We start from the raw sequence: 18618 nt of genomic DNA on the forward strand, positions 1-18618 counted from the left end.
CAAGTTCGATCGACATCGACGATGGGAATTCCCGCTGTTGCTAATCTCCGACCATCTGCAACCAACGGGGAGTGAAGATGAATCGAAGAATGCGTCTGATCGCGTCGGCCGCAATTTCCACCGCCCTTGCGCTCTTCGGGATGGCCGGGGTCGCCACGGCGGCGCCGGTGTCCGAGAAAACCGCGACCACATTCTCGTCGGTGAGCGCCTCTACGGCTCTCGACTCGGGCGCCCTGCTGGCGGCGTCCGACTACCGGAAAGAAGCCACCTCGTATTTCTCGGTAACCTACGCCGTGGCGGGGGGTGACAGCACGCCGTGCTCCGGCATGGCATTCGTCGGGCAGACGTGGAACGGCTACATCGAGGCGAGCACGACAGTTACCTGCTCCTTCGTGCCTGCATTCTCCACCACCGCCCGGGCGAAAATCACTCTTGGTCGTCTCGGCAGCGTCAAGTCGACGAAGAACTCCACGTGCGACAAGGCGAAGTTCTGCGCGGCGTCCACCAGTTACAACGGGGGCTCGAACGGCAAGACCTGGTGCAACGAGGCCTTCGCGACCGCAGCGAATTTTGTCAACCGCTCCGGATCCACGATCGTCTGCATCAATACCTGAGTGGATGAGTGAAGGGCGGCGGCCACGGATATCCGTGCCGCCGCCCCATTCGCTCAACGGGTCAGGGCCGGAGAGCTGGCGAGCGTCTTGTCGAGACGCACGCTCTTGGCGCTCCTGCCCTGGTCTGTGTCACGAATCGCGCGGCGGCTTCGTCTTCTGCGGGTGGAACGTCTCGTGGCGGGCCAGCATGGCGACGAACTCGCCGATCTTGCGCGTCCGGGTCTCCGCGCGTTTGACCGCGTTGAGCCGGTGGATGAGCGCGAACCTGTTGGCGCTGGTGAGCACGTCGAACATGGCCTGGGCAGCGGGCTCGGCCGCGATGGCGGCGAGCAGGTCGGCCGGCACCTGGGCCTCCGACGGCGGGGCGTAGGCCGCCGCCCACCGCCCGTCCGCCTTCGCGGCCTCCACCGCGGCCCGGCCCGTCGGCGTCATCCGCCCTTCCGCCTCCAGCCGGGCCACGTGCGCGACGTTGCGCTGCGACCAGGAGCTGCGCGCCCGGCGCGGGGTGAACCGGATCCAGGAGCTCTCGTGGTCGCGCTTGCGGGCCTGCCCGTCGATCCAACCGAAGCACAACGCCTCGTCGACCGCCTGCTGCCAGGTCAGCGTGGTGACGGTGCCGCCCTTGCGGGTCAGGGCGAGCCAGACGCCGGGCGAGGTGTCGTGGTGGGCGGACAGCCACGCGCGCAGCGCGTCCGCATCGGCCACGATCAGCTCGTCCAACTCAGCGGTTCCCATGACCGGCAGGCTATGCCAGGGGTACGACGCTACGGCCGGACGCCCGGCTCAGCCGCCCGCTGATCCCCGTCGGCCGGCGGGTCGGCCGCCCGCCGCAGTCGTCGCCCGGCCACCAGAATCGCCACGCCCGCGCCGGCGAGCCCCGCGCCGATCAGCCCACCCCCGATCCCGGCCGCCGGATCGCGCTCACGGAACGCGTATCCCACGGCCGAGGTCAGGATCGACCCACCGAGGGCGATCGCCATCCACCCGCCGAGGATGTCCTCCTTGTCGGCGAAGGCGTTCGTGGTGATGAGGACGAGGAGCACCATGGCAGCGGCGACGCTGACGAGGAGCAGCGCCGCGAGGATCAGCACGGGGTCGCGCGGGAGCAGCCCGGCGGTCGCGGCGAGCACGTAGATGATCGCCGCCGCGATGAGGTTCGCGAGCACGTTCGTCATCACGTTCGCGGCGAAACTTCGTAGGCCGCCGCGCGCGGTGTCGTCGCTGATGGCGTCCCCCGATCGCCGTCGATGCCTTCCAGAGCGAGGCTAGGACGGCTGGGCGGCCCGGCACAACGCCCGGTGCCGACGGGTGTGGTCACGACATCCGTGAGTCGTGCGACTTCCGGGCGGCCAGCAACTCGTCCAGGTGCGCCTCGCTCCACGACCGGGCGGCCGCGACCAGTGTCAGCAGGCTTCGCCCCAGCGGCGTCAGCGCGTACTCCACGCGCGGCGGGTTCTCGTCGTAGGCGGTACGCGTGACAAGCCCGTCGCGTTCCATCGCCCGCAACGTCTCGGCCAGTACCTTCGGCGTGATCGTGCGCAGCGGCACCCGCAGTTCGGTGAACCGGCGCGGCCCGTGCTCCAGGCACAGCACCACCATCGCGGTCCACTTGTCGCCGATCCGCAGCGGCATCGTCAGCGACGGGCACGCGGGGTGGAACATCTCCGGATCGAGCGGCGTCACCGCCCGAGCGTAACCCGGTACCGTTGCGGTAACCGGCACCCGGCACCCTAGCGTCGCGCCATGACCAGCATCGTCGTCTTCGGCGCGGGCGGCCGGGCCGGTCGCGCGATCAGCGCCGAGGCCCACCGCCGCGGCCACCGCGTCACAGCCGTCGTCCGCGACCCCGCCCGCCATCCCGGCCTCACCTCCGCGATACGCGGCGACGTCACCGACCCGGAGGCCGTCACCTCCATCGGGTACGGGCACGACGCCGCCGTCCACGCGGTCAGCCCGGCGTCCGGGCCGGACGCGCTGGCCGCCGCCGGCCCCGACCCGGGGTTCTTCGTGCGGGCGGCGGACGCGCTGTTGCACGGCCTGGCCCGCGCCGGCGTGCCGCGGCTGGTGGCGATCGGCCTGTTCGCCACGCTCACCGACACGCACGGCCGGCCCCTCCACGACGACCCGGCCGTTCTGCCCGCCGAGCTGCGGCCGTTCGCGCTCAGCCACGCCGCCGGCCTGGACCGGCTCCGCGCGGCGGACACCACTGTCGACTGGCTCGTGCTCACCCCACCGGCCGCGCTGGCCGTGGACGGTCCCCGCACGGGGCGGTACCGCCTCGGCGGCGAGCAGGCTCCGGCACTCGCGCACCTGTCGTACGCGGATCTGGCGGTCGCGGCGGTCGACGAGATCGAGTCGCCGCGCCACCACCGCACGCGGGTGTCGGTCTTCGGGGACCCGCCGGTCTAGCCGCCCGCCGCGTTGTGCCGCGCGACCAGCGCCGGCAACTCGTCCAGCGAGTCGATGCGGAACAGGCACCGGTCGGCCACGTCCGGCATGTCGAGGATGTGGCCCCACGGTCCGCGCCGGATCAGGCACGCCGTCATGCCGGCGGCCATCGCCGGGGCGGCGTCGTTGTCCGGCCGGTCACCGACGTACAGGATCGCGGACGCGTCGCCGCCGCCCTCGCGGACCACCCGGTCGAAGAACTCCGGCGCCGGCTTCGCCACGCCCCAGGCCGCCGACGTGCCGATCACGTCCACCGGCAGGTCCAGCGCCCGCAGTGTCGCCTCGGCGTGCTCCGGCTGGTTGCCGGCCAGGCCGACCCGCAGGCCCTGCTCCCGCAGGGCTGCCAGGCACGCCCGCGCGTCCGGGTACAGATCCTCCTCGCCGAACGACTCCGGGTCACCGGCCGCGACCCGGCGCGCGAGTTCGGCGGTGAGGTCGAAGTCCGGCCGGAAGGCCCGGAACACCTCCTGGTAGTCCAGGCCCCGGGCGATCACCGCGCCGAAGACGGCGGAGAACGTGTGCCTTGGTACGCCGAGCCAGTCCGCCCAGGTCGCGAACTCGCGCGTCTCGTCGAGGATCGTCCCGCCCACGTCGAAGAAGACCGTCCGGATCATTCGCGGATCGTACTGTCGTTGATCAGCCTGTGGGGGACGCCCGGGTGGCGCAGACTGCCCGCATGAATCCCGCCTTCCTCCCCGAACCGCCGCAGAGCCCGGCGGCGAAAGCCGCTTACGAGGACGACCTCGCCGCGGACGGCTACGTCAACAACCTCACCCGCGTCTGGTGCTGGCGACCCGACGTGCTGATGTCGTTCCAGAACACGCGCACCGAGCTGCTGGCCGAGTCCACGTTGTCCCCGCGGGAGGTGGCCGTGCTGGTCACCGCCACCGCCGCCGCGCGGGGCGACTCGTACTGCTCGCTGGCCTGGGGCGCTCGGCTGGCCGGGATGAGCGACGAGGAGACCGCCGCCGGGGTGCTGCGCGGCGACGAGGCGGACCTGTCGGAGCGGGAGACGGCGCTGGCCGACTGGGCCCGCCGGGTCGTGACGGATCCGAACGCCACCACCGAGGCCGACACGCGACGCCTGCGCGACGCCGGCCTGAGCGACCGGGAGATCTTCGAGGCGACCACGCTGATCGCGTTCCGGCTGGCCTTCTCCACGGTGAACGACGCGCTCGGCGCCCGGCCGGACGCGCAACTGGCGGAGAAGGCGCCACGGCTCGTCCGGGAGGCGGTCACGTTCGGCCGCCCGGTCTGAACGAGCGCGCCCGCGACTCGGCCGGGGCCGCCTCGGGGCAGCGGCGCGCCACATGAGCGGAGATCATCGTCTGGTGACCGACACCGCCGTGTACACGTTGGCCGTTCCGCCGTTGTTCGCCGCCCTCGAGCCGGCACGCGACATCCTCATCGCCGGTGCCGGTGCCGGCGGCGGCTTCGACGTCTACGCCGGCCTGCCGCTGGCACTCGCGCTGTGGCAGGCCGGCAAGCGGGTGCACCTGGCCGGCTTCTCCTTCTCGGAGCTGGAGCTGCTCGACCGGCAGGTGTGGGTGGACGAGCACGTCGCGGCGATCCGGCCGGACACCCTCAGCCCGGACTGGTACTTCCCGGAGGGGCACCTGGCCCGCTGGCTGGCGGGCCGGGACCTGCCGTCGACCGTGTACGCCTTCCCGCCGCTGGGCGTGCAGCCGTTGCGTGAGGCGTACCGGCACCTGGTCGACCGGCTCGGCCTCGACGCGATCGTGCTCGTCGACGGCGGCACCGACATCCTGCTGCGCGGCGACGAGAGCGGCCTGGGCACCCCGGTGGAGGACATCACCAGCCTGGCCGCCGTGGCCGGGCTGGACGTGCCGGTCCGGTTGGTGAGCAGCCTCGGCTTCGGCATCGACGCGCACGACGGCGTCAACCACGTCGAGGTGCTGGAGAACCTTGCCGCGCTCGACCGGGAGGGCGGCTACCTCGGCGCGCTGTCCATTCCCGGCTCCAGCCGTGAGGCGGTGCTCTACCGCGAGGCGGTCGCGCAGGCCCAGGCCGCCACCCCGCACCGGCCGAGCATCGTCCAGGGGCAGATCGCCGCCGCCACCGGCGGGGCGTGCGGAGACGTACGGTTCAGCCGGCGCACCGGCGACGGCGACCTGTTCGTCAACCCCCTCATGGCGATCTATTTCTCCGTCGACCTGCCCCGGCTCGCCGCCCGCTGCCTCTACCTCGACCGCATCGAGAACACGATCGGGCGGCGGCAGGTCGTCACCCGCATCGAGGCGTTCCGCGACGAGCTACGGGCCACCCGCATCCCCCGGGCGTATCCGCACTGACGCCCACGGCATGTCGTACCGGTGTGGGAGGGTCCGGACATGACGACGTTCGTGCTCATCCACGGTGGCGGTGGCAGCGCGTGGGACTGGCACCTGCTCGTTCCCGAGCTGGCCGCCCGGGGTCACGACGCGGTGGTGCCGGAGCTGCCGATCGGCGACCGGTCGGCGGGGTTCGCCGAGTTCCGCCAGGCGGTGATCGACGCCGTCGGCGAGCGCGACGACCTCGTGGTGGTCGGGCACTCGTACGGCGCGTTCACCGCATCGCTGGTCGCCGACCGGCTGCCGGTGCGCCTGCTGGTCCTGCTCACCCCGATGATCCCTCGACCTGGTGAGAAACCGGGGGACTGGTGGGGCAACACCGGCTACCGCGAGCCGGAAGGGCTCAGCGAGGAGCAGCAGTTCTACAACGGCGTGCCCGCCGAGATCGTCGCCGAGGCGCCGGCGCACGGCCGGGAGCAGGTCAGCACGGAGTGGGACGAGCCGTGGCCGCTGGTCGCCTGGCCGGACGTGCCGACGGCGGTGCTGATCGGCCGCGACGACCGGTTCTTCCCCGCCGACTTCCAGCGCCGGGTGGCCGCCGACCGGCTCGGCGTGGTCCCGGACGAGATCGACGGCGGTCACGCGGTGGCGCTCAGCCGTCCCGGCCCGCTCGCCGACCGGCTGATCGCCTACCTGGCGTCCTGACCGTCCGGCCGCCGGGTTCAGGAGGAGGCGCTCCTCGATGACCTCGCGGGCCTGCCGCCGCTGCCCGGGCCGGTCTGGCGACCATCCTGGCCCGGGTGATCAGGGCTGCGACGTCCGCCGGGCCAGATGGACCGTGACGTCGGCGGTGAGTTCGACCGCGTCCGGCAGGGCGTCCCGGATGCGGCGGAACGCCTGCTCGCGCACCGGTGGTGGCAGTTCGAGATAGGCCGAGACGGTCGACAGGAGACCGACGTAGTCGTCGGCGCTCGTCGTGATCCGCCGCTCGATCTCCGACTGGCGTACGTCGGTGAACCACTCGGACGCGCGCAGCTCGGTGCCGGGCCACTGCATCCCGGCCGCGGGTGGCGTCCCGTCCGGCGACGGGATCTCGTCGTCGGCGAGGAACTCGGACCGGGCCGCGGCCACCGCGTCGCGCAGCGCCGGGTCGGCCAGCCGCAGCGGCCCGCCGAACGAGGCGAACACCCCACCCGCCGCGAGCAGCGCGGCGATCCGCTCCCACCGCCGGTCCGGGTCGGTCCAGTGCAGGGCCGCCGCCGCGTACACCAGGTCGTGGCGCTCGTCGGCGCGCAACTGCTCGAACGCGGCCTGCCGGACCTTCACCCCGGCCGGGACGTGCCGGCGCAGTTCGGCGAGCATCGCGGGGTCCGGGTCGGTGGCGGTGACCGCGATGCCGCGCCGGGCGAACAGGCGGGTGGCCTTGCCGGTCCCGGCGCCGATCTCCAGGGCGGTCCGGACGGCCCGGTCCGCGTACGCCAGCACCAGGTCGGCGAGCTCCTCGGGGTAGCCGGGCCGGAACCGCTCGTACGCCTGCGCGACGGCTCCGAAACTCAACGCACGACCGGGCATGCCGAGCATCCTCCCACGAGCGTCCGCTCGTGCCGTGTTCTGGCAGGCGGTCCGGACGGGACCACACGAGACGACAACCATTGATAGGCTCCAATCTCGCTTCAGGGCTTACAGAAGGGTCGGTCATGCGGTTCTCACGGGTGGGCGCACGTCTGGTCACTGTCACTACTGCCGTGCTGACGCTGGGGGCGGTGACTGCCGCTCCGGCGGCCGCCGACGCCGGCAGTTGGCGGGCCTACGGCAACACGAACCCGATCACCTCCAGCTCCAGCACCTGGAGGTGTGGCAGCACCCACGCGATCGCCACCGACATGGTCGCCCAGGTCTGCGCGATCCGGTCGGCAGGCGGGGGTGCCGTGCAGGGAGCGGTGATCGTCCGCAACAACCGGTCCAGCCTCGGCCCGGCGGCCGCGTCGGTGTCGCTCTGGAACGTCTACCGAGAGAACCGGGGCTCGTGGACGTGCCCGTCCTCGGGAGTGGCGGCGAATTCCTGGTCCGTGTGTTTCGGGGCGACCATCTCCAGTTTGACCAGCCTCTCCGCCAGCGGTGACTCGCTGGGTGTGGGCCTCGGCAGCAGCGCGTTCGTCTAGGGCTCGCCGAGGTCACGAGACCCGGTGTCCAGTTCGGCGCTCAGCCGGAGCCCGGCCGTCGAACAAGACCACAAGGGACGGATATCACATCGATGATCCGATCCTTCCTCAATACCCCAGAAAGGGTTGTTATGCGTTTTTCGCGGGTGGGCGTAGGTCTGGTTGCTGTCATCACTGCCGTGCTGACGCTGGGGGCGGTGACCGCCGCTCCGGCCGCCGCCGCAGCTGACGCTGACGCCGGCGCTTGGCGGGCCTATGGCAACACGAACCCGATCACCTCGAGCTCCAGCACCTGGAAGTGTGGCAGTACCCACACGATCACCACCAACGTAATCGCCCAGGCCTGCGCGATCCGGTCGGCAGGCGGGGGTGCCGTGCAGGGAGCGGTGATCGTCCGCAACAACCGATCCACCCTCGCCAGCGTGTCCGCCTGGACGACGGTGTACCAGTTCAACGGATCCCTACTGGGTGAGTGGAAGTGCCCGTATTCGGGAGTGGGGGCCAATTCCTGGTCCGTGTGCTTCGGGGAGACCCGCACCTGGTCCAGCTCCGTCTTTGGCGGGGGTGCCGCGCTGGGTCTGGATCTTGGCTACAGCTCGGTCGTCTAGGGCCCCCACAGAATTGCTACCGGAGCTGAGCTCCGAGCGGTGACGAGGTCTCCGGTGTCCGGTTCGGCGATCGCAGCGGAACCCGGATGCCGGAGACCTCACCCTCGCCGCCTGCGTCGGCGCGGCGGTAGAGGTGCGGGGCGTCAGCGCGCGGCGCGCGGCACGGAGCCCGTCCGCCGGTCGCCGCCGGAGCGCTTGAGCAGGAACACGCCGCCTCCGATGAACACGAGGCTGAGCACGATCCCGACCAGGTTGCCCTGGGCGAGCGTGGAGAAGATGCCGAGCAGGCCCAGGATGACGGCCACGCCGCCGACCAGACGCATGAGGTAACGACCGACTGACTTGCCCCGTGAATCCACCATGGACGCTCGTCTACCCCTGCCGTGGGGCCGCGAAACGGGCGGCCGGGTCAGCGGTCGGCGAGCAGCCGTTCGCGGACCTCGCGGCGCAGGATCTTGCCGATCTGGGAATACGGCAGCTCGTCGACGACCACGACCCGGCGCGGCACCTTGTAGCCGGCCAGGTGGGTGCGGCACGAGGTGCGGATCGCCTCCGGCGTGGCGGCCACCGCCGGGTCGACCACCACCGCGGCGACGACCTCCTCACCGTCGTCGGTGGGCATCCCCACGGCGGCGGCCTCCCGTACGCCGGGGACGCGACGCAGCGCCTCCTCCACCTCGGACGGGTAGACGTTGAAGCCGCCGGTGATGATCAGCTCTTTGATCCGGTCGACCACCGTCACGAAGCCGTCGGCGTCCATGGTGACGATGTCGCCGGTCCGCATCCAGCCGCCGGGCAGCAGCACCTTCGCCGTCTCCTCCGGCCGGTGCCAGTAGCCGGAGAACACCTGCGGGCCGCGTACCAGCAGCTCGCCGGCCTCGCCCGGGGCGCGGTCGCGGGACGGGTCCTCCGGGTCGACGATGCGCACGTCGGTGGAGGGGAACGGCACCCCGACGGTGCCGGGACGGCGGGTCGGGGCGACCGGGTTGCCGACGGTGATCGGCGACGTCTCGGTCATCCCGTACCCCTCGACAAGCAGCCCGCCGGTCACCTGCTCCCACAGCTCCACTGTGGCCGGTGGCAGCGACATCGCGCCGGAGATCGCGTACCGGATGGAGGTGAGGTCGACGCCGCGTTCGCGGGCGACGGTGGCCAGCTTCGCGTAGACCGGCGGCACCGCGGGCAGGAACGTCGGCGGTTGGCGCCGGACCGCGTCCAGCACCTGGTCGGCGTCGAAGCGGGGGAACAGCACCAGAGTGGCCCCGATGCTCACCGCGAAGGTGAGGCAGAGCGTGAGCCCGTAGGCGTGGAACAGCGGCAGCACCGCGTACACCGTCTCCGCGCCGTCGCGCAGGCCCGGCACCCAGGCGCGGCCCTGCGCGGCGTTGGCGCGCAGGTTGCGGTGGGTCAGCACCGCGCCCTTGGGCTCGCCGGTGGTGCCGCCGGTGTACTGGAGCAGCGCCACGTCGCCGGCCTCCGGCGCGGGATGTCCGGCGGGCAGCGGCCCGGCGGCGGCGACCAGCTCCGACCAGGGCAGCGCGCCGGGCGCGGGGGCGGTCATCGCGGCGCGGGCGGCGCGGACCTTCGGCAGCGGCGCCCGCAGTGCCCACCGCTTGAGCCGCGGCAGCGCCGCGGTCAGGTCGACCGACACCACGGTACGCACGGCGCCGCGTCCCGCCACCAGCGGCGCGACCTTGTCCCACGCGATCGCGACGGCGGCGCCGTGGTCGGTGAGTTGCCGGTCCAGCTCGTCGGCGGTGTAGAGCGGGTTGTGCTCGACGACGACGGCGCCGAGACGCAGCACGGCGTAGAAGGCCACCACGTGCTGCGGGCAGTTCGGCAACACCAGCGCGACCCGGTCACCGGGCCCGACGCCGAGCCGGCGCAGCGCCTCGGCGGCGTGGGACACCTGGTCGGCCAGCTCGGTGAACGTGGTGGTGGCACCGTAGAAGTCGAGCGCGACCCGGGGCCCGAACCGCCCGGCCGCCTCGGTGAGCAGGTCGACGAGCGAGCCGCCGGGCTCGGCGATGTCGGCCGGGACGCCGGGTGCGTAGCTACGGGTCCAGGGTCGCTGGGCGGTCGCGTCCATCGCCGTTACTCCTCGTCGCGCGGATGACGCCCCCAGCCTAACGTGACCGCCGGGTAACCTACGCTCACGTAGGTTGCCGCGTCGGTCACACCCACCGCAGGTCAGCGGCGGCCGGTCGAGTGCTGGTGCATCGCCCGCCGGCCCTTGACGATCCCGACGACGATCACCGCGGCGAGCGCGATCACGCCGATGATGACGAACCAGCGGACCGCCTCCAGCAGCAGCCCGAGCAGGATGATCACACCGGCGGCCACGCCGACCACCCAGAGCAACGCGCGCATGTCCCAGCCTCCCGTCGTACGGTCGGCCAGGCGCTTTCCCGCTGGACGGGCGGGCATGCCGCCGCCGGGTGGATCAGTGCCGGGCCACGTACACGGTGTTCGCCGCCTCCCGGCCCTGCAACGGGTTCGGGAACCGGACGACGTGCGCCACCGAGGTCGGGAACACCTCGGTCAGCGTGCGCTGGAACGCCGGGTCCGGCGGGTCGTTCGACCACAGCGCGAAGACGCCCTCCGGGTGCAGCAGCGCGGCCAGCCGGCGCAGCCCGTCGACCGTGTAGAAGGCGGCATGGCTGGGGTGCAGCACCTGTCGGGGGGAGTGGTCCACGTCCAGCAGCACCGCGTGGAAGCGGCGCCCGGGCTCGTCGCTGTCGAAACCGCCGCCGGCGACCGCGGCGAAGAAGTCGGCCCGGACGAAGCGGGTACGCGGGTCGGTGGCCAGCCCGGCCGCGAACGGCAGCAGATCCCGCCGGTGCCAGTCGATCACGTCCTCGATCGCCTCGACCACCAGCAGCGACCGCACCCGGGGATCCTCCAGCGCGGTACGTGCGGTGTAGCCGAGCCCGAGCCCGCCGACCACCACGTCCAGCGCGTCACCGGTCAGCGGGGCCAGCCCGAGCCGGGCCAGTTCGATCTCCGCGACCGGGAAGGCGCTGGACATGAGGTACTCGTCGTCGAGCTTCACCTCGTACACGTCGGATTCCAGCGCCGGGTCGCGGCGCCGCCGCAGGCTGATCTCGCCGATCGGCGTCTCCCGCCAAGCCAGTTCCTCGAAACGCGCGCCCACCCGTGTCCTCTCCGCCGATCCGTCCCCGGGATGCTACCGGCCGGTCCCGGCCCGGCCCGCCGGAACGGCGGCGGCCGGCGGTCAGCCGGCCGGACGGGTGGCCACCACGACGGTGTCCAGCGCGTCGACGGTGCCGCCGTCGGTGGCCGGGACCGGCCGGCGAGCCGTCTCGGCCCGCCGCACGCGCAGCCCGGCCAGCCCGTCGACCACCGCCTCCGGCGTGAGCAGGATGGCCGGGTCCTGCGGGCCGCCGACGCCTCCGGAGAGGTTGGCCAGGTCGTGCCCGACCACCACGAGTGTGCCGCCGGGGCGCAGCGCGGACTTCGCCGCGGCGAGCACCCCGGCGAACTCGGGGGCGGGCAGGTGCAGGTAGCTGATCAGCACCAGATCGTAGCTGTTCGGCACCGGCCGGTACGCGGTCACGTCCGCGACCCGCCAGTCGACTGTGACGCCCCGCGCGGCGGCCAGTTCCCGGCCCCGGTCGACGGCCACCGCGGAGAAGTCCACGGCGTTCACCCGCCAGCCCTGGCCGGCCAGCCAGACCGCGTTGCGGCCCTCGCCGGCGGCGATGTCCAGTGCTGAGCCGGGGGTCAGGCCGGCGACCGACTCGACCACGAATCGGTTGGGCTCAGCGCTCCACACCAGTCCGGGCGTGTCGGCGTACCGGCTGTCCCAGGCACTGCTGTCCACTGTGTCCCCTCCTTCGGCGGCCCCACACCGCCATGGTGACCGTACCGGCCACGGCGAGCGCTCCCACGGCGAGTCCCCAGGCCGGCGGCAACTGCTGTGCGAGCACGAACACGCCCATCACCACGACGAACCAGCCGAATCCCCGGCGCAGCAGATCGGCCGGGATCCGGGCGGTGAGCCGGCCGCCGAGCAGGCTGCCGACGACGGCCGCGGCGGTGACCCCGGCGGCCAGCCCCCAGTGGATCTGCACGCTGGACAGGTAGCCGGCCAGACCGGCGAACGACTTCATCGCGATGACGACGAGCGAGGTGCCGACCGCGACCGGCATCGGCAGGCCGCCCAGCAGGGCCAGTGCGGGCACGACCAGGAAGCCGCCGCCCGCGCCGACCAGGCCGGTGACCAGGCCGACGACCACGCCGTCCCCGACCACCCGCAGCATCGGCAGCTCGTGCGGCACCGGCCGGCCCTCGGCGGACCGGCGGCCCCGGATCATCGCGACAGCGGTGGCGAGCATCATCAGGGCGAACCCGGTGAGCAGCAGACCGGCCGGGACGAACTCGGCCAGCCGGCCGCCCGCGTACGCGCCGGTCATGCCGGCCACGCCGAAGATGAGCCCGGTGCGCCAGCGGACCCGGTTCGCAAGCGCGTGCGGCAGCACCGCGACGGCGCTGGTCACGCCGACGACGAGCAGCGAGGTGGCGATCGCCTCCTTGGCGGGCAGGTCGGCGACGTAGACCAGCAGCGGCACGGCGAGGATCGACCCGCCACCGCCGAGCAGGCCCAGCGTCACGCCGATCAGCACCGCACCGGCCAGCGTCAGCGCGAGCGTGGTCACCTGCGGTCCCCGTCGCGCAGCTGCCCCACGATGGTGTCCAGGTCGCAGCTCGCGCCGCGGTTGTACGGCAGCTTGCTCAGCATCATGCCCATGGCGCAGGTGTTCGTGAGCGCGGCGAAGGTGAGGCCCGCGCCGATGAACGCGGCGACCCACTTCAGGCCCGGCACGAACACCGACCCGAGGATCGCGGCGAGCACGATCGAGCCGGCGACGAGGCGTACCTGGCGCTCCAGGTCCCAGCGGGCCTTGCCCTGGTTGACCTGCGCGCCGGCGGCCTGCCAGGCCAGCATGCCGCCGTCGAGCACCTTGAGGTTGGGCAGGCCGACGGTGGCCAGCGCCTGCCCGGCCTGGCCGGCCCGGGCGCCGGAGCGGCAGATCAGCACCACGTCCTCGTCCAGGTGGCCGCGCAGCTCCGCGCGGTGCTCCCGGAGCAGGTCCAGCGGCACGTTGTACGCGCCGGGGATGTGCGCGGCCTCGAACTCGCCGGGCGTGCGCACGTCGAGCATCCGGGGCGCGCGGCCGGCGGCGATCAGCTCACGCAGGCCGGTCGCGTCGATGGTGGTGGGGGTGGTCGTGGTCATGCGGTTTCTCCTTCACGGGGTGTTCTCGGGCAGGGTCCAGCGCCGGCCGGCGTGGGGACACGCCGGCCGGGCGCCAGGGGAGAGGTCAGGCGGTGGGTGCCATCCGTACGCCGGCCGCCTCGGCCCGGCCGTACGAGTCGTCGATCAGCACCACGTCCCGGCCGGCGTTGGCGAGCAGGGACGCGGCGGCGGTGGCCCGGTAGCCGGAGCCGCAGTGCACCCAGATCGTCGCGGCGGGGATGTCGGCGAGCCGCTTCGGCACGTCGGGCAGCGGCACGTGCACCGCGCCGTCGATGTGCCCGGCCTTCCACTCGTTCGTCATCCGCACGTCGAGGACGACCTGCGGCTCGGGCAGCCCGGCCGGCGTCTTGCCGGCCTGCGCGGCGGCGAGCGCCGGGAAGTCGGCAACCGCCATCTCCCGCAGCTGCGACGGGTCGCTCGTCCACTGCTCGGGCTCGCCGGTGGCCTGGGCGGCCGGGCGGTCGATGCCGATGCGGACCAGTTCCCGCTGGGCGTCGGCGACCTGCTCCGGGGTCTGCGCCAGGAACGTGATCGGCACGCCCCAGTCGATCAGCCAGCCGAGCCAGGTCGACATCGGCCCGTCCAGGCCGAGGCTGACGGTGCCGGCCAGGTGCGAGGTCGCGTACGCCTTGCGGTGCCGCAGGTCGACCACCCACTCGCCGGCGGCGATGCGGCGGCGCAGCTCGTCGGCGTCGGCGCGGGCCACCGGCGTGAGGTCGACCGGGGCGGGACCGGCGGCGTTGGCGACGCCCATGTGGGCGTAGTACGCCGGGTAGGCGTCCAGCCCGGCCAGCGTCTCGGTGACGAACTGGTCGGCGGCCAGCCGCAGCACCGGGTTGGCCTGCTTCTCCCGGCCGATCGTCGACTCGGGGGCGTCGGCCTGGCTGGCCGAGCAGAAGCTGCCGAAGCCGTGGGTGGGCCAGACCTGCGCGCCGTCGGGCAGCAGGTCGGCAAGCTTGCGCGCCGAGGCGTACTGGTGGTGCGCCAGCTCGTGCGCGTACTGCTTGCCGAGCAGGTCGGTACGGCCGGTGGTGCCGAACAGCAGCGACCCGCCGGTGAACACGCCGACCGGCGTCCAGCCGCCGTCGTGCGCGTCGAGCACGTACGACAGGTGGTGGAACGTGTGGCCCGGGGTGCCGAGCACCCGCAGGCGCATCGTGTCCGACACCGGCACGGTGTCGCCGTCGGAGACCGCGGTCCGGTCGAACTCGACGGTGTCGGCGGCGGCCACCAGGTACTGCGCGCCGGTGATCCGGGCCAGTTCCAGGCCGCCGGAGACGTAGTCGTTGTGGATGTGCGTCTCGACCACGTGGGTGATCCGTACGCCCTTGGCGCCGGCCAGGTACAGGATGCGGTCGATGTCGCGCTGCGGGTCGACCACGATCGCCACCCGGCCGTCGGAGGCCAGGTAGCTGCGGTCGCCGAGCGAGGAGGTCGCGATGACGGACACGTCGAGAGTCATGCCGTTTCCTCTCTATAGTCTACATACCCCCGGGGGTATATGGATTACAGTCTGCGGCCTGGGATCTCCAGGCATGTGGTTACCCGCCCGCGTCGTCGTCACACGGCGCGGACGGGATTCAGCCGGTCAGGCGGGCGCCGTCGGGCCGGGTGGGAGCGTCGGGTCGGGGTGTGTCAGGCCAGGGACATGAAGAGCTTCTCCAGCTCCTCCTCGGTCATCTCCGGCTCCTCGCCCGCCTGGCGGGCGGCGTCGCAGTAGCGCATGCCGGAGGCGATGATCTTGAAGCCGGCCCGGTCGATGGCCTTGGAGACCGCGGCGAGCTGGGTCAGCGCGGCGCGGCAGTCCTCGCCGTTCTCCATCATCTCGATGACGGCGTTGAGCTGCCCCCGGGCCCGCTTGAGCCGGGTCAGCGCCTCGCCTGTCATCTCCGGTCGAAGATTCACGTCGTACCTCCTGCGCTCGAAGATACCCCAGGGGGTACCAGTGCCGCCACCCCGGATCAGGCTGCGGCCTGTGCTCGGACCTCGTCCATGTCCAGGGCGCGGACGGCTCGGATCAGCTCCTCCAGCCCGGCCGTCGGCAGTGCGCCCGGCTGGGCGAAGACCAGTACGCCGTCCCGGAACGCCATCAGTGTCGGGATCGACCGGATCTGGGCGGCGGCAGCCAGGGCCGGCTCGGCCTCGGTGTCGACCTTGCCGAAGACGATGTCCGGGTGCTGCTCGCTGGCCTTCTCGTAGACCGGGGCGAACGCCCGGCACGGGCCGCACCAGCCGGCCCAGAAGTCGACAAGCACGATGCCGTCCCGGTTGACGGTCTCCGCGAAGTCGGTGGTGGTCAACGCCACGCTGGCCATCAGTACCTCCGTTGGTTCGGTTCCGCCATGTGTAACACACCCCCGGGGGTATCCATTCCGCGGCGGCGACGCGATCCGGGCGTCGACACGCAGGGTCGCCGGGACATCGACGGAGCGCTTATCCTGTGCGCCGGCGATCCCGGCGGAAGGGACACGATGGCGTCGCGGCAGGACCAGCTTCACTCGTACCAGTTCACCGTCCAGCGGGCGGTCGCCGCGCTCGTGATGCGGGAGACGGACCCGCCGCGGTCACCGTTCCGCCGCTTGGCCGGCGCGGGTCTGGCCAGCATGCTGGTCGCGGCGATCGCGCTCGGCGGTACGGCGCTCTACGGCCTGTTCACCGGCGGCGGGGACTCCTGGCGCGAGACCGGCGCGGTGATCGTGGAGAAGGAGTCGGGGGCGCGGTTCGTCTACCGCGACGACAGGCTGCACCCGGTGCTCAACTACGCCTCCGCGCTGCTGATCATCGGGGCGGAACGGCCGAGGACGGTGCTGGTCGGCCGCCGCGCCATCGACGGCGTGCCGCGCGGCCTGCCACTCGGCATCGCCGACGCGCCGGACTCGCTGCCCGCCCCGGACCGGCTGGTCCGCGACGCCTGGACGCTCTGCTCGGTCACCGGCGACGAGGCCGGACGCGGGGAGGCCGGGCGTCCGGCGGCGGGGCGCGGCGAGGCCCGTTCGGTGCTGCTCATCGGGCGGGCGGCCACCGGCGGCCGGGCGCTCGGCGACCAGGGCCTGCTCGTCCGGCACCCGGACGGCGGCCTGCACCTGCTCTGGCACGACCGGCGCTACCTGCTGCGCGACACCGACCGGGTGCTGGCCGCGCTGGCCGCCACCCGGGAGCGCGCGGTGCCGATCGCGGCGGCGCTGCTGAACACGCTGCCGGCCGGCGCCGACCTGGCCCCGCCGCCGGTGGGTGAGCTGGGCGCGCCCTCCGAGCGGGTCACCGGCGCGACCGTGGGCGACGTCTACCTGGTGCGCAACTCCGGCGGCGGGCGGCAGTACGCAGTGGCCCAGCGCGGCGGCCTGGCCGGCATCACCGAGTTGCAGGCGGCGCTGCTGCTGGCCCGCACCGGCCAGGGTGAGCCGGAACCGATCACGCTCGGCCGGTTCGCGGCGTTGCCGAAACTGCCCGGCCTGGTCCCCGGCGGGCCGACCGCGCCGCCCGCGGTGCCGCCCGGGCTGGCCGCCGCCGAGGGGGGTGCGCTCTGCGCGCGGGCCGGCGACGACACCGGCGTACGCGAGATCCGTCTCGGCGTCACAGTGCCGGACCCGGCCGCCGCCGCTCGGCCGCCTGGCGGACGGGCCGGACCGGCCGACGAGGTGGTGGTGGAGCCGGGACGCGGCGCGCTGGTGGAGGCGGCCGCCTCACCGGGCGCGACGGGCGGCGCGATCTGCGTGGTCACCGACCTGGGCCGGCGGTACGCGCTGACCGGCGCGGACGTGCCGGCCATGCTCGGGTACGCGAACGTGCGCCCGGTGCGCCTGCCGGCGGGCGTGGTGGACCTGCTGCCGGCGGGCAGCCCGCTGGATCCGGAGGCCGCCCGCACGGTGGCCGCGCCCGCCTGACCGGCCGGCGGCGACGAGCGACCGCGAACGGCCGGGATAGTGCCCGCCACGGCGCGCGGCGGGGCCGGGAGGCGCTGGGGAGCGGGTCAGCCGGCGGGGCGGCGCAGCACCGTCACCGCGAAGCCGGCGTCGTCCCGCCAGGGCCGCAGGTCCCAGGTGGCGAAGCGGTGCTCGGGGCGCAGCCCGGCGGCCATCGCGTCGGCGTCGAGGTCGGCCACCGGGTAGCCGCGGTCGGTGGCGAAGCCGACCACCACCAGTCCGTCCGGGCGCACGTGCGCGGCGACGCGCCCCAGCACGTCCCGTTCGGTGCCCGGGGCGACGAACACCATCACGTTGCCGGCCAGCACCGCGGCGTCGAACGGCTCGGCCTCGCCCTGGGCGGCCAGGTCCAGCTCGGCCAGGTCGGCGACCAGGAAGCGGGGACCGGGGTGGTCGGCGCGGGCCGCCTCGACGAGCGTCGGGTCGGCGTCCACGCCCACCACGTCGTGCCCGCGCGCGGCGAGCGCGGCGGCGACCCGGCCGGTGCCGCAGCCGGCATCCAGGACGCGGCCGCCGGGCGGCACGAGCGCGTCCAGCAGCCGCGCCTCACCGGCCAGGTCGGCGCCCTCGGCGGCGAGTTGGCGGAACCGGTCCACGTACCACTGCGAGTGGCCGGGATCCGTGTCGGTTACCCAGCGGGTCGGCTTGCCCATGAGGCCACCGTAGCTGATCTTGTGGCGGCGGGTCAGGCGAGCGCCAGGAACGTGCCGGCGGCGAGCGGCCCGCCCAGCGCGACGCCGGCCAGCACCTGCGGCCAGGTGTGGTCGGCCAGCCGTACCCGGGACCAGCCGACGGCCGCGACGAGGGCCCAGCCGAGGTTCGCGGCCGGGCCGGCCAGCGGCACCAGCACGGCGACGGTGGCGGCGGCGACCGCCGCGTGGATGCTCAGCTTCCACCAGTGGTTCACCAGCGCGCAGGCCGCACCGACCACGAAGACCACCACGATCACGGCGAACAGTTCGGCCGGTGCGCGAACCGCTGCCAGCAGCAGCAAACCGGCCGCCACCGAGGCCAGCCCGATCGACAGCGGCCGGGCCCGCTGTGTGCGGTCGCCGACGTGCCGGTCGGTGAGGCGCCCCCGGCGGACGCCGTGCACGAGCACGCCGATCGGAATGACGGCGCAGAACGTCAGCGCGATGCCGCCCCAGAGCAGGAACTGGCCCGCCGAGTGGCTGACGCGGGCGGCGGCGATCAGCGGCAGCGCCGTGACCAGGACGGTCGGGGCGAGCGCCTCGGTGAGCAGCCGGGCCGCCCGCGCGCCGGCCCGGCGCTCCCCTGATGCTCGCACCCG

25 protein-coding genes are annotated in these 18618 nt (G+C 73.4%); 8 read left to right on the forward strand and 17 right to left on the reverse strand.

What is annotated here, in order from left to right; translation table 11 throughout:
* The first annotated feature begins 89 nt into the window (after positions 1 to 89).
* Positions 90 to 614 carry a hypothetical protein gene (locus tag ACGFIA_RS16435; RefSeq protein WP_357383943.1) on the forward strand — a complete coding sequence of 175 codons (525 nt, stop codon included), beginning with the start codon at positions 90 to 92 and terminating at the stop codon, positions 612 to 614.
* A gap of 129 nt (positions 615 to 743) precedes the next feature.
* Here the strand turns inward: ACGFIA_RS16435 and ACGFIA_RS16440 are convergent, their stop codons facing one another.
* The 3 genes from ACGFIA_RS16440 to ACGFIA_RS16450 form a co-directional block, all read right to left on the reverse strand.
* A complete protein-coding gene (locus ACGFIA_RS16440; RefSeq protein ID WP_393260654.1) occupies positions 744 to 1349 on the reverse strand; it encodes a YdeI family protein in 606 nt (201 codons plus the stop codon).
* Between the two features lie 29 nt (positions 1350 to 1378).
* Entirely contained in the window at positions 1379 to 1789 is a 411-nt protein-coding gene (locus tag ACGFIA_RS16445; RefSeq protein WP_357383947.1) for a diguanylate cyclase, read from the reverse strand.
* 139 nt (positions 1790 to 1928) lie between these two features.
* On the reverse strand, positions 1929 to 2297 hold the full coding sequence (locus ACGFIA_RS16450; RefSeq protein WP_357383949.1) for a helix-turn-helix domain-containing protein: 369 nt from the start codon (positions 2295 to 2297) through the stop codon (positions 1929 to 1931).
* A 60-nt stretch (positions 2298 to 2357) separates the two neighbouring features.
* Between ACGFIA_RS16450 and ACGFIA_RS16455 the strand changes: the two genes are divergently transcribed.
* Positions 2358 to 3023, forward strand: a complete 666-nt coding sequence (locus tag ACGFIA_RS16455) for an NAD(P)-dependent oxidoreductase (RefSeq protein WP_393260658.1) — start codon at positions 2358 to 2360, stop codon at positions 3021 to 3023.
* On the opposite strand, the gene ACGFIA_RS16460 is transcribed toward ACGFIA_RS16455, so the two are convergent.
* Positions 3020 to 3676 carry an HAD family hydrolase gene (locus ACGFIA_RS16460; protein WP_357383953.1) on the reverse strand — a complete coding sequence of 219 codons (657 nt, stop codon included), beginning with the start codon at positions 3674 to 3676 and terminating at the stop codon, positions 3020 to 3022. The two genes, ACGFIA_RS16455 and ACGFIA_RS16460, sit on opposite strands and share 4 nt — an antisense overlap.
* Positions 3677 to 3738: 62 nt before the next feature.
* On the opposite strand from ACGFIA_RS16460, the gene ACGFIA_RS16465 reads away from it, so the two are divergent.
* The 3 genes from ACGFIA_RS16465 (at position 3739) to ACGFIA_RS16475 (ending at position 6058) form a co-directional block, all read left to right on the forward strand.
* On the forward strand, positions 3739 to 4320 hold the full coding sequence (locus ACGFIA_RS16465) for a carboxymuconolactone decarboxylase family protein (RefSeq protein WP_357383955.1): 582 nt from the start codon (positions 3739 to 3741) through the stop codon (positions 4318 to 4320).
* A 73-nt stretch (positions 4321 to 4393) separates the two neighbouring features.
* Complete coding sequence (locus ACGFIA_RS16470; RefSeq protein WP_393260663.1) at positions 4394 to 5374, forward strand: DUF1152 domain-containing protein; 981 nt, start codon at positions 4394 to 4396, stop codon at positions 5372 to 5374.
* Between the two features lie 39 nt (positions 5375 to 5413).
* The gene (locus ACGFIA_RS16475; RefSeq protein ID WP_357383959.1) at positions 5414 to 6058 is read left to right on the forward strand and encodes an alpha/beta hydrolase; all 645 of its coding nucleotides are present in this window, start codon (positions 5414 to 5416) and stop codon (positions 6056 to 6058) included.
* A 99-nt stretch (positions 6059 to 6157) separates the two neighbouring features.
* Here ACGFIA_RS16475 and ACGFIA_RS16480 read toward each other — a convergent pair whose 3' ends face one another.
* Positions 6158 to 6925 carry a class I SAM-dependent methyltransferase gene (locus tag ACGFIA_RS16480; protein ID WP_393260667.1) on the reverse strand — a complete coding sequence of 256 codons (768 nt, stop codon included), beginning with the start codon at positions 6923 to 6925 and terminating at the stop codon, positions 6158 to 6160.
* 125 nt (positions 6926 to 7050) lie between these two features.
* Between ACGFIA_RS16480 and ACGFIA_RS16485 the strand changes: the two genes are divergently transcribed.
* Together ACGFIA_RS16485 and ACGFIA_RS16490 are read left to right on the forward strand one after the other, a co-directional pair.
* Complete coding sequence (locus tag ACGFIA_RS16485) at positions 7051 to 7515, forward strand: hypothetical protein (protein WP_393260670.1); 465 nt, start codon at positions 7051 to 7053, stop codon at positions 7513 to 7515.
* 92 nt (positions 7516 to 7607) lie between these two features.
* Positions 7608 to 8123, forward strand: coding sequence for a hypothetical protein (locus tag ACGFIA_RS16490; RefSeq protein WP_393260673.1), 516 nt, complete (start codon positions 7608 to 7610; stop codon positions 8121 to 8123).
* 143 nt (positions 8124 to 8266) lie between these two features.
* Here ACGFIA_RS16490 and ACGFIA_RS16495 read toward each other — a convergent pair whose 3' ends face one another.
* The 10 genes from ACGFIA_RS16495 to trxA all read right to left on the reverse strand — a co-directional run bounded on the left by ACGFIA_RS16495 (position 8267) and on the right by trxA (position 15719).
* On the reverse strand, positions 8267 to 8485 hold the full coding sequence (locus tag ACGFIA_RS16495; RefSeq protein WP_393260675.1) for a hypothetical protein: 219 nt from the start codon (positions 8483 to 8485) through the stop codon (positions 8267 to 8269).
* Between the two features lie 47 nt (positions 8486 to 8532).
* The gene (locus tag ACGFIA_RS16500) at positions 8533 to 10212 is read right to left on the reverse strand and encodes a long-chain-fatty-acid--CoA ligase (protein ID WP_393260677.1); all 1680 of its coding nucleotides are present in this window, start codon (positions 10210 to 10212) and stop codon (positions 8533 to 8535) included.
* Positions 10213 to 10313: 101 nt separating this feature from the next.
* On the reverse strand, positions 10314 to 10493 hold the full coding sequence (locus ACGFIA_RS16505) for a hypothetical protein (RefSeq protein ID WP_357383971.1): 180 nt from the start codon (positions 10491 to 10493) through the stop codon (positions 10314 to 10316).
* A 73-nt stretch (positions 10494 to 10566) separates the two neighbouring features.
* On the reverse strand, positions 10567 to 11277 hold the full coding sequence (locus ACGFIA_RS16510) for a spermidine synthase (protein ID WP_357383973.1): 711 nt from the start codon (positions 11275 to 11277) through the stop codon (positions 10567 to 10569).
* Between the two features lie 81 nt (positions 11278 to 11358).
* A complete protein-coding gene (locus tag ACGFIA_RS16515; RefSeq protein WP_357383975.1) occupies positions 11359 to 11967 on the reverse strand; it encodes a class I SAM-dependent methyltransferase in 609 nt (202 codons plus the stop codon).
* Positions 11906 to 12802 carry a sulfite exporter TauE/SafE family protein gene (locus ACGFIA_RS16520; protein WP_393260680.1) on the reverse strand — a complete coding sequence of 299 codons (897 nt, stop codon included), beginning with the start codon at positions 12800 to 12802 and terminating at the stop codon, positions 11906 to 11908. Before ACGFIA_RS16520 ends, ACGFIA_RS16515 begins: the two co-directional genes overlap by 62 nt.
* A complete protein-coding gene (locus tag ACGFIA_RS16525; RefSeq protein WP_393260683.1) occupies positions 12799 to 13383 on the reverse strand; it encodes a rhodanese-like domain-containing protein in 585 nt (194 codons plus the stop codon). Before ACGFIA_RS16525 ends, ACGFIA_RS16520 begins: the two co-directional genes overlap by 4 nt.
* A gap of 85 nt (positions 13384 to 13468) precedes the next feature.
* Positions 13469 to 14866 carry an MBL fold metallo-hydrolase gene (locus ACGFIA_RS16530; protein WP_357478382.1) on the reverse strand — a complete coding sequence of 466 codons (1398 nt, stop codon included), beginning with the start codon at positions 14864 to 14866 and terminating at the stop codon, positions 13469 to 13471.
* Between the two features lie 173 nt (positions 14867 to 15039).
* Complete coding sequence (locus ACGFIA_RS16535; RefSeq protein ID WP_357383983.1) at positions 15040 to 15309, reverse strand: metal-sensitive transcriptional regulator; 270 nt, start codon at positions 15307 to 15309, stop codon at positions 15040 to 15042.
* A 56-nt stretch (positions 15310 to 15365) separates the two neighbouring features.
* The gene (gene trxA, locus ACGFIA_RS16540; RefSeq protein ID WP_357383985.1) at positions 15366 to 15719 is read right to left on the reverse strand and encodes a thioredoxin; all 354 of its coding nucleotides are present in this window, start codon (positions 15717 to 15719) and stop codon (positions 15366 to 15368) included.
* Positions 15720 to 15875: 156 nt separating this feature from the next.
* On the opposite strand from trxA, the gene eccB reads away from it, so the two are divergent.
* Positions 15876 to 17288, forward strand: coding sequence for a type VII secretion protein EccB (gene eccB / locus ACGFIA_RS16545; protein ID WP_357478385.1), 1413 nt, complete (start codon positions 15876 to 15878; stop codon positions 17286 to 17288).
* Between the two features lie 86 nt (positions 17289 to 17374).
* On the opposite strand, the gene ACGFIA_RS16550 is transcribed toward eccB, so the two are convergent.
* Both ACGFIA_RS16550 and ACGFIA_RS16555 read right to left on the reverse strand, forming a co-directional pair.
* Complete coding sequence (locus ACGFIA_RS16550; RefSeq protein WP_357478388.1) at positions 17375 to 17980, reverse strand: class I SAM-dependent methyltransferase; 606 nt, start codon at positions 17978 to 17980, stop codon at positions 17375 to 17377.
* A 32-nt stretch (positions 17981 to 18012) separates the two neighbouring features.
* On the reverse strand, positions 18013 to 18615 hold the full coding sequence (locus ACGFIA_RS16555) for a phosphatase PAP2 family protein (protein ID WP_357383991.1): 603 nt from the start codon (positions 18613 to 18615) through the stop codon (positions 18013 to 18015).
* Positions 18616 to 18618 lie beyond the last annotated feature (3 nt).

Origin of the sequence: Micromonospora sp. NPDC049203 (genome assembly GCF_043197215.1) — a bacterium.
GTDB lineage: Bacteria > Actinomycetota > Actinomycetes > Mycobacteriales > Micromonosporaceae > Micromonospora.

Bases quoted from the DNA above. Each gene is read 5' to 3' on its own strand.
- ACGFIA_RS16445 (WP_357383947.1), bottom strand. From the start codon at position 1,789: ATGACGAACGTGCTCGCGAACCTCATCGCGGCGGCGATCATCTACGTG.
- ACGFIA_RS16460 (WP_357383953.1), bottom strand. From the start codon at position 3,676: ATGATCCGGACGGTCTTCTTCGACGTGGGCGGGACGATCCTCGACGAG.
- ACGFIA_RS16505 (WP_357383971.1), bottom strand. From the start codon at position 10,493: ATGCGCGCGTTGCTCTGGGTGGTCGGCGTGGCCGCCGGTGTGATCATC.
- ACGFIA_RS16485 (WP_393260670.1), top strand. From the start codon at position 7,051: ATGCGGTTCTCACGGGTGGGCGCACGTCTGGTCACTGTCACTACTGCC.
- ACGFIA_RS16490 (WP_393260673.1), top strand. From the start codon at position 7,608: ATGATCCGATCCTTCCTCAATACCCCAGAAAGGGTTGTTATGCGTTTT.
- ACGFIA_RS16495 (WP_393260675.1), bottom strand. From the start codon at position 8,485: ATGGTGGATTCACGGGGCAAGTCAGTCGGTCGTTACCTCATGCGTCTG.
- ACGFIA_RS16550 (WP_357478388.1), bottom strand. From the start codon at position 17,980: ATGGGCAAGCCGACCCGCTGGGTAACCGACACGGATCCCGGCCACTCG.
- eccB (WP_357478385.1), top strand. From the start codon at position 15,876: ATGGCGTCGCGGCAGGACCAGCTTCACTCGTACCAGTTCACCGTCCAG.
- ACGFIA_RS16480 (WP_393260667.1), bottom strand. From the start codon at position 6,925: ATGCCCGGTCGTGCGTTGAGTTTCGGAGCCGTCGCGCAGGCGTACGAG.
- ACGFIA_RS16500 (WP_393260677.1), bottom strand. From the start codon at position 10,212: ATGGACGCGACCGCCCAGCGACCCTGGACCCGTAGCTACGCACCCGGC.
- ACGFIA_RS16455 (WP_393260658.1), top strand. From the start codon at position 2,358: ATGACCAGCATCGTCGTCTTCGGCGCGGGCGGCCGGGCCGGTCGCGCG.
- ACGFIA_RS16525 (WP_393260683.1), bottom strand. From the start codon at position 13,383: ATGACCACGACCACCCCCACCACCATCGACGCGACCGGCCTGCGTGAG.
- ACGFIA_RS16435 (WP_357383943.1), top strand. From the start codon at position 90: ATGCGTCTGATCGCGTCGGCCGCAATTTCCACCGCCCTTGCGCTCTTC.
- ACGFIA_RS16475 (WP_357383959.1), top strand. From the start codon at position 5,414: ATGACGACGTTCGTGCTCATCCACGGTGGCGGTGGCAGCGCGTGGGAC.
- ACGFIA_RS16465 (WP_357383955.1), top strand. From the start codon at position 3,739: ATGAATCCCGCCTTCCTCCCCGAACCGCCGCAGAGCCCGGCGGCGAAA.
- trxA (WP_357383985.1), bottom strand. From the start codon at position 15,719: ATGGCCAGCGTGGCGTTGACCACCACCGACTTCGCGGAGACCGTCAAC.
- ACGFIA_RS16440 (WP_393260654.1), bottom strand. From the start codon at position 1,349: ATGGGAACCGCTGAGTTGGACGAGCTGATCGTGGCCGATGCGGACGCG.
- ACGFIA_RS16530 (WP_357478382.1), bottom strand. From the start codon at position 14,866: ATGACTCTCGACGTGTCCGTCATCGCGACCTCCTCGCTCGGCGACCGC.